The following is a 7335-nucleotide window of genomic DNA, read 5'->3' as shown; positions in this document are numbered from 1 at the left end:
GAAACTCCGGGGCCTTCTTCGTAGTAGCGGGAACAGGATTTGAACCTGCGACCTCTGGGTTATGAGCCCAGCGAGCTACCGAGCTGCTCCATCCCGCGTTGCAAATACCACTTTACACGGGGTGGGGTGGAAGGCGAAATCGCTGGCCTGATCAGCCGAAATGGATGCCTTGCGCGAGCGGGAGTTCGGTGGAGTAGTTGACGGTGTTGGTGGCCCGGCGCATGTAGGCCTTCCAGGAGTCGGAGCCCGATTCCCGGCCGCCGCCGGTGTTCTTCTCCCCGCCGAACGCGCCGCCGATCTCCGCGCCCGATGTTCCGATGTTGACATTGGCGATGCCGCAGTCGGAACCGGCGAGGAACTGTTCGGCCTCGCGCTGGTCGAGGGTGAAGATCGACGAGGAAAGTCCCTGGGTCACACCGTTGTTCAAGGCGATGGCTTCGTCGAGTTCGTCGTAGGTCAGCACGTACAGAATCGGCGCGAAGGTTTCCTCGCGCACGAGTTCGGTCTGCGCGGGCATGCGGATGATGGCGGGCCGCACGTAGTAGGCGTCGGGTCCGAGCGTCTCGACGCGCTCACCGCCGCAGATGATGTCGCCGCCCTCGGCCACCGACCCGACCAGCGCCTTCTGCATCCCGGCGAAGGCGCGCTCGTTGATCAGCGGCCCGACCAGGATGCCGTCGTCGAGTGGATTGCCCACGGGCAGTTGGCCGTATGCCGCGGCGAGCCGTTCGACCAGCTGGTCGGCGATCGAACGATGCGCGATCAACCGCCGCAGACTCGTACACCGCTGGCCCGCTGTCCCCGCCGCGGAGAAGACGATGCCACGCACCGCCAGTTCCAGATCGGCACTCGGCGCGACGATCGCGGCGTTGTTTCCACCCAGCTCGAGCAGGCATCGACCGAAACGCCCGGCCACCCGTGGGGCGACGGTGGCGCCCATCCGCACCGAGCCCGTCGCGCTCACCAGGGCGACCCGGCCATCGTCGACCAACGCCGAGCCGACGGTCGCGTCCCCTTGGATCAGCTGGTGCACTGCGGGATCCGCGCCTACATCCACCGCCGCGCGACGCAGCAGCGTGTGGCAGGCCAGCGCCGTCAATGGTGTGGTCTCCGACGGCTTCCAGACCACCGTGTCGCCGCACACCAGGGCGATCGCGGTATTCCAAGCCCACACCGCGACAGGGAAATTGAACGCCGAGATCACCCCGACTACGCCGAGTGGATGCCATGTCTCCATGAGGCGATGGCCGGGACGTTCGGAAGGCATAGTGGCGCCGTAGAGTTGGCGCGAGAGCCCGATCGCGAACTCGCAGACGTCGATCATCTCCTGCACTTCGCCCAGTGCCTCGGGGCCGATCTTGCCCGCCTCCAGGGTCACCAGCTCCGCCAGTTCGTCCTGGTGGGCCACCAGCAACTGGGCCAGCCTGCGCACCAGGCCCGCTCGCACCGGCGCGGGGACCGTGCGCCAGGCCTCGAACGCGGTTGCGGCGCGGCCGATCGCGGCGTCCACGTCGGCGGGGGCGTCGACGGCCAGCGGCAACAGGACACCGCCGGAGATCGGCGTGCGCGCCAGCAGCGGGCCGGGCTCCGGCACCGCGGCGCCGAGGCCGTGCAGGAGCGCCCTGGCTCGCAGCGAGAGCTGCTCGGAGAAGTTCACGGTCTGCGTCATCGGTACTCTGCTCACCTTCTGCTGTTTGGTACGACTCACGGAAAAGTTCGGGAGAATTCGGTGGGGAACGGAAAGAAGTTTTCCCCGCGCGAGCCCCACGCTGCGTTAGCCTTCGCTGATGGCGGATACACCGGCTCGACCCCAGCTCGATGACATCGATCGACTATTGATCAAAGAACTGATGGCAGACGGCCGCGCCACATTGTCGAATCTGGCGGAGAAGGCCAGTCTCTCGGTCTCCGCGGTGCAATCGCGGGTGCGCAGGCTCGAAGCGCGCGGCGTGATCCGCGGATACGCGGCGCAGGTGGACCCCGAAGCGCTCGGGCACTTGTTGTCGGCGTTCGTCGCGATCACTCCTCTCGACCCGTCCCAGCCCGATGACGCGCCCGCCTTGCTGCAGCACATCCCCGGCATCGAGGGGTGCCACTCGGTAGCGGGCGAGGAGAGCTACGTCCTGCTGGTTCGGGTGGCCTCGCCTCGGCATCTGGAACATCTGCTGCAGGAGATCAGGGCCACGGCCAATGTGCACACCCGCAGCACGATCATCCTGCAGACATTCTATGACAGGTAGTGATCTTCCGTAATTTGATTCGTGATTCCGTAGAACTTCCGTAAATATTTGCGTATCGTCGGTTTCATGACCATCGAACTGGAGCGCCCTGGCGCGGCGGTCATCCCCGCCGACCGGGTCCACGAAATCCTGTCCTCGCACATCCTCGCGGACGGTTTCGAGCTTGTGCTCGACCTACACGAATCGCGCGGTCGCACGCTCGTCGACGAACGTGACGGCACCAGCTATCTCGACATGTTCGGCTTCTTCGCCTCCAACGCGCTGGGAATGAACCATCCCGCGCTGGCCGGCGACGAGAGCTTTCTCGCCGAGCTGGCCAACGCCGCACTGAACAAGCCGAGCAACTCCGATATCTATACCGTCGAGATGGCCCGCTTCGTCGACACCTTCGCCCGCGTGCTCGGTGATCCGCGCCTGCCGCACCTGTTCTTCGTCGACGGTGGCGCGCTCGCGGTGGAGAACGCGCTGAAAGTCGCTTTCGACTGGAAGAGCAGGCTCAACGAATCGCACGGTCGCGCAACGGAACTCGGTACCAAGGTGCTGCACCTGACCGGCGCCTTCCACGGGCGCAGCGGTTATACGTTGTCGCTCACCAACACCGACCCGGTCAAGACCGCGCGATTCCCGAAATTCGATTGGCCGCGCATCGACACACCGCACACTTTCGCGGGCCCCGACATCGCCGCCCTCGAAACGCGGGCGCTGGCCCAGGCCGAACAGGCCTTCGCCGACAACCCGCACGACATCGCCTGCTTCATCGCCGAACCGATCCAGGGCGAAGGCGGTGACCGTCATCTGCGGCCGGAATTCCTCGCCGCCATGCAGCGGCTGTGCCACGCCAACGACGCGCTGTTCATCCTCGACGAGGTGCAGACCGGCGTCGGCCTGACCGGAACCACCTGGGCCTTCCAGCAATTGGATGTCGCGCCCGATGTGGTGGCCTTCGGCAAGAAGACCCAGATCTGCGGAATCATGGCGGGCGGCCGGGTCGACGAGGTGGTCGACAATGTCTTCCGGGTGAGCTCACGGCTCAACTCCACCTGGGGCGGCAACCTCACCGACATGGTGCGCACCCGGCGCATTCTCGAAGTGCTGGAACGGGATCGGCTGATCGAGGGCGTGGCACCGCTCGGCGCGTTCCTGCTCGACCGGCTCGGCAAGCTGGCCGCCGCGCACCCGGACGTGGTCAGCGAGGCGCGTGGGCGTGGGCTGATGTGCGCGGTGACGCTGGCGACGCCGCAGCTGCGTGATCGGGTGGTCACGGAACTGCGCGAACGTGAGCATGTGCTGCTGCTCGGCACGGGGGAGCGCGGCATCCGCTTCCGTCCGCCGTTGACGGTCACCGAGGACGAGCTGAGTCAGGCCGTCGACGCGCTGGACGCGGTACTCACGCGAGAACACGGGTAACTCGTCGGGCACCGGCTGACTTGACCGACACCTCACCGCCAGCCGCGTAACCGAGCCTCCCCGCGCCTCAATCCGGCCGAGATACGCGGGGAGGCGGAACAGTCAGTCCGAGTGCGCCCGCGACGAAACGGTGGATCGAGGCCAGACCGGCGGCCAGTGCCTCGTCCTCGCCGGGACGAGCCCAGCCGGTGACCGCCGCGGTGGCGTCGGGGCCGGGCGTCACGCCGATCTCGGCGACCATCTCGGCCGTCGTCGGAACGCAGACCGCCCAGGAGAAGTGCGATTCGTCCGCCCACTGCGCCGACCGGGTGGCCACGTAGCCGGGATCGGTGATGCCGCCGTCGGCCAGCGCGGGTCGGTCGTCGATGCGCTCGTCGGCGCGCAGCGCGCGCAGATACCAGGACCCTGCGTTGATCTCGATCGGTTCCACGCGAGCAGCCTAGTGTTCGACCGCTGGGCCACGGCCGCCGACCGCTGCCGAAGCCGCACGCGGGCGGCGGCTCCGGGCACGGGCCCAGGTGTCGTCGGCCGAGCCGGAATCAGGCTGTGCGGAGGGTGCCGCCACCGAGCAGGGAGTGAACCGCGGTGCGGCCGATGTCGAGCGCGCGGGTGAGCAAGTCGGTGTCGCGGGCCGCGCTGTCGATGGCGGGGGAACCGGCGGGTGGGTGGACCTGGAGGACATGATCGCCGAGGCCGTCGAGGTAGCTGTCCTCCATCGCCTGCTGCCCCGGCCGCTTGCTCCACGCCCGGAACGCACCGGGCGCGATGGCACGCATATAGCCGCCGCCGACCACCCGGTGCAGCAGGGGCGCGGGCGGGCGGACTTCATCGGTCCGGCGGGTGCGCAGGACCAGGGCGTGGGTGGTGCCCGCGGCCACGGCGGTGCGGATCGGGACGGTTTCGGTGAGGCCGCCGTCGAAGTAGCTGCCACCCGCGAGGGCGACCGGTGGTCCAGCCAGCAGCGGAAGGCCCGCAGAGGCCCGCAGCGCCGTCATGAGGCTCTGTTTGTCGGTGATGTAGGGCCCGAGGTCCACCGACTGCCCGGTGCGGATATCGGTCGCGATGGGATGGAAGGTGGTGGGGTTGGCCAGAATCGCGGGGAAGTCCATCGGTTCGATGCCGTCGTACACGCGATGCACGAGATAGTGCAGATCGAACACGGGGCGACCGCGGAAGATGCGTACCGGATCGACCACGCGGCGCATGATCGCCGGATCGGTCCACGACCGCATCCCCGTCGCCGCGCGCCCGCACAGCAACCAGGCGCCGTTGATCGCCCCGGCCGACGTGCCGTACACGGCGTCGAACACCTTCGCCAGACCCAGCTCCTCGAGCGCCTGCACCATGCCGCTGGAATACACACCGCGGCTGCCACCGCCCTCGATCACCAGCGCGAGACGATTGCCGTCAGTACGGCTACCGGTTTCCCGGCGAGCTTCGATGACCTCGGCCACCGTGGCCGAACCCGGCGTCGAGAGCGGGTCCAGATCGGTGTGCGCAGTACTGGTCACCCGACCCACGATACGACAGAAGCAGGCCACCCAGCCGGGCGAGACGCATGATCTTCCGCGCCCGTTCACCGATCCGTCTCCGCGGTGCCGGACACGAATCCGTCAGCGCGGTTCCTCGCGGCCGCTCGGCGAACGACAACGGGCGCCGGTCCGTGGAGACCGACGCCCGTTGTGGACAGCTAGCTGTTGTCTACTTGATCTCCGCCAGGACCGTGCCCTGGGTGATCGCCGCACCCGCCGCGACGGCGAGCCCGGTGACGACACCGGCCTTGTGCGCGTTGACCGGGTTCTCCATCTTCATGGCCTCGAGCACCACGATCAGGTCACCCGCCTCGACGGTCTGGCCCTCTTCGACCGCGACCTTCACGACGGTGCCCTGCATCGGCGCGGTCACCGCGTCACCCGACGCGGCACCGGCACCGGCGCCGCCACGCTTGCGCGCCTTCGGCTTCTTGCGCACCACACCGTTGCCCGCCGAACCGGCCGCACCGCCACCGAGGCTGAACTGACCGGGCAGCGACACCTCGACGCGACGTCCGCCGACCTCGACGACAACCTTCTGCCGGGGCAGATCGTCGTCGTCATCGTCGGACACGCCACCGGCGGTGTACGGCTCGACGGTGTTCTTCCACTCGTTCTCGATCCACTTGGTGTAGATGTCGAACTTCTCGCCGTCGCCGATGAAGGCCGGATCCTCGATGACCGCGCGGTGGAACGGGATCACCGTCGCCAGACCCTCGACCTCGAACTCGGCCAGCGCGCGGCGGGCACGCTGCAGCGCCTGCTCACGGTTCTCGCCGGTGACGATCAGCTTGGCCAGCATCGAGTCGAACTGACCGCCGATGACGCTGCCCTGGACCACACCGGAGTCGACGCGCACACCGGGGCCGGTGGGCTCGCGGTAGACGTTCACCGGGCCGGGAGCGGGCAGGAAGCCGCGACCGGCGTCCTCGCCGTTGATCCGGAACTCGAACGAGTGGCCACGCGGGGTGGGGTCTTCCTTGATCGACAGTTCCTCGCCGTTGGCGATCGCGAACTGCTGACGCACCAGGTCGATGCCCGCGGTCTCCTCGGTGACCGGGTGCTCCACCTGCAGGCGGGTGTTCACCTCGAGGAACGACACGGTCTCGCCCTGCACCAGGTACTCCACGGTGCCCGCACCGTAGTAGCCCGCCTCGCGGCAGATGCGCTTGGCCGACTCGTGGATCGCGGCGCGCACCTTGTCGGACAGGAACGGCGCGGGCGCCTCCTCGACGAGCTTCTGGAACCGGCGCTGCAGCGAGCAGTCGCGGGTACCGGCGACGACCACGTTGCCGTGCTGGTCGGCGATGACCTGGGCTTCGACGTGGCGGGCCTTGTCGAGGTACTGCTCGACGAAGCATTCGCCGCGACCGAAGGCGGCGATGGCCTCACGGGTCGCCGACTCGAACAGCTCGGGGATCTCCTCGATGGTGTGGGCGACCTTCATGCCGCGGCCACCGCCACCGAACGCGGCCTTGATGGCCACCGGGACGCCGTATTCCTTGGCGAACGCGACGACCTCGTCGGCGTTCTTGACCGGGTCCTTGGTGCCCGCGGCCATCGGCGCCTTCGCCTTCTCGGCGATGTGGCGCGCGGTGACCTTGTCACCGAGGTCGCGGATGGACTGCGGCGACGGGCCGATCCAGATCAGCCCGGCGTCGATGACGGCCTGGGCGAAGTCGGCGTTCTCGGAGAGGAAACCGTAACCGGGGTGGATCGCGTCGGCGCCGGACTTGGCCGCGGCGTCGAGGATCTTGTCGAACACGAGGTACGACTCGGCAGAGGTCTGACCGCCGAGGGCGAACGCCTCGTCGGCGAGCTTCACGAAGGGAGCGTCGGCATCGGGCTCGGCGTACACCGCGACGCTGGTGATTCCCGCGTCCTTGGCAGCCCGGATCACGCGAACCGCGATCTCGCCGCGGTTAGCTACGAGTACCTTCGTGATCCGTGCGCTGGCATGGCTGGGCACTGAGCCTCCTGTGTGCAATCTTTGGTCGCGTCGGGGAACGGGTCGCCGGTTAGGCCCCGTGCCCGGTATCGACAACTTTCGTCTCGGGCGAGTGTAGGCAGTGTGCCAACCCTGCTCGAACTCGGCTAGCCCTACTGTCGAGTAGGTCGCAGGTCACACTACGCGGCGTCCAGTGATGTGAACATGT

At 67.8% G+C, this 7335-nt stretch carries 6 protein-coding genes and 1 tRNA gene; 2 read left to right on the top strand and 5 right to left on the bottom strand.

The genetic code is table 11. The annotated features are described in order from the left end of the window. Positions 1-24 precede the first annotated feature (24 nt). Positions 25-98, bottom strand: a tRNA-Met gene (locus ACWGCN_RS22735). Between the two features lie 53 nt (positions 99-151). Then, complete coding sequence (gene amaB / locus ACWGCN_RS22730; RefSeq protein ID WP_452458659.1) at positions 152-1669, bottom strand: L-piperidine-6-carboxylate dehydrogenase; 1518 nt, start codon at positions 1667-1669, stop codon at positions 152-154. A 118-nt stretch (positions 1670-1787) separates the two neighbouring features. Between amaB and ACWGCN_RS22725 the strand changes: the two genes are divergently transcribed. Together ACWGCN_RS22725 and lat are read left to right on the top strand one after the other, a co-directional pair. Beyond that, a complete protein-coding gene (locus ACWGCN_RS22725) occupies positions 1788-2240 on the top strand; it encodes an Lrp/AsnC family transcriptional regulator (RefSeq protein ID WP_056818059.1) in 453 nt (150 codons plus the stop codon). A 66-nt stretch (positions 2241-2306) separates the two neighbouring features. Next, a complete protein-coding gene (gene lat / locus ACWGCN_RS22720) occupies positions 2307-3647 on the top strand; it encodes an L-lysine 6-transaminase (RefSeq protein WP_452458658.1) in 1341 nt (446 codons plus the stop codon). Between the two features lie 67 nt (positions 3648-3714). On the opposite strand, the gene ACWGCN_RS22715 is transcribed toward lat, so the two are convergent. From ACWGCN_RS22715 to ACWGCN_RS22705, 3 genes are all read right to left on the bottom strand, one after another. Next, the gene (locus ACWGCN_RS22715) at positions 3715-4077 is read right to left on the bottom strand and encodes a hypothetical protein (protein ID WP_452458657.1); all 363 of its coding nucleotides are present in this window, start codon (positions 4075-4077) and stop codon (positions 3715-3717) included. A 109-nt stretch (positions 4078-4186) separates the two neighbouring features. Next, positions 4187-5158, bottom strand: a complete 972-nt coding sequence (locus tag ACWGCN_RS22710) for a patatin-like phospholipase family protein (RefSeq protein ID WP_452458656.1) — start codon at positions 5156-5158, stop codon at positions 4187-4189. A 190-nt stretch (positions 5159-5348) separates the two neighbouring features. After that, positions 5349-7148: an acetyl/propionyl/methylcrotonyl-CoA carboxylase subunit alpha gene (locus tag ACWGCN_RS22705; RefSeq protein ID WP_452458655.1), complete on the bottom strand. Its 1800-nt coding sequence runs from the start codon at positions 7146-7148 to the stop codon at positions 5349-5351. Between the last annotated feature and the right edge of the window lie 187 nt (positions 7149-7335).

This window comes from Nocardia sp. NPDC055050, assembly GCF_053608345.1.
Note: the sequence above shows the minus strand (reverse complement) of the source record. Positions and strands in the feature narration are given on the sequence as shown.

What these genes read in the sequence shown, in the direction of transcription:
- lat (WP_452458658.1), top strand. Translation starts at nt 2,307, where the DNA reads ATGACCATCGAACTGGAGCGCCCTGGCGCGGCGGTCATCCCCGCCGAC.
- ACWGCN_RS22725 (WP_056818059.1), top strand. Translation starts at nt 1,788, where the DNA reads ATGGCGGATACACCGGCTCGACCCCAGCTCGATGACATCGATCGACTA.
- amaB (WP_452458659.1), bottom strand. Translation starts at nt 1,669, where the DNA reads ATGACGCAGACCGTGAACTTCTCCGAGCAGCTCTCGCTGCGAGCCAGG.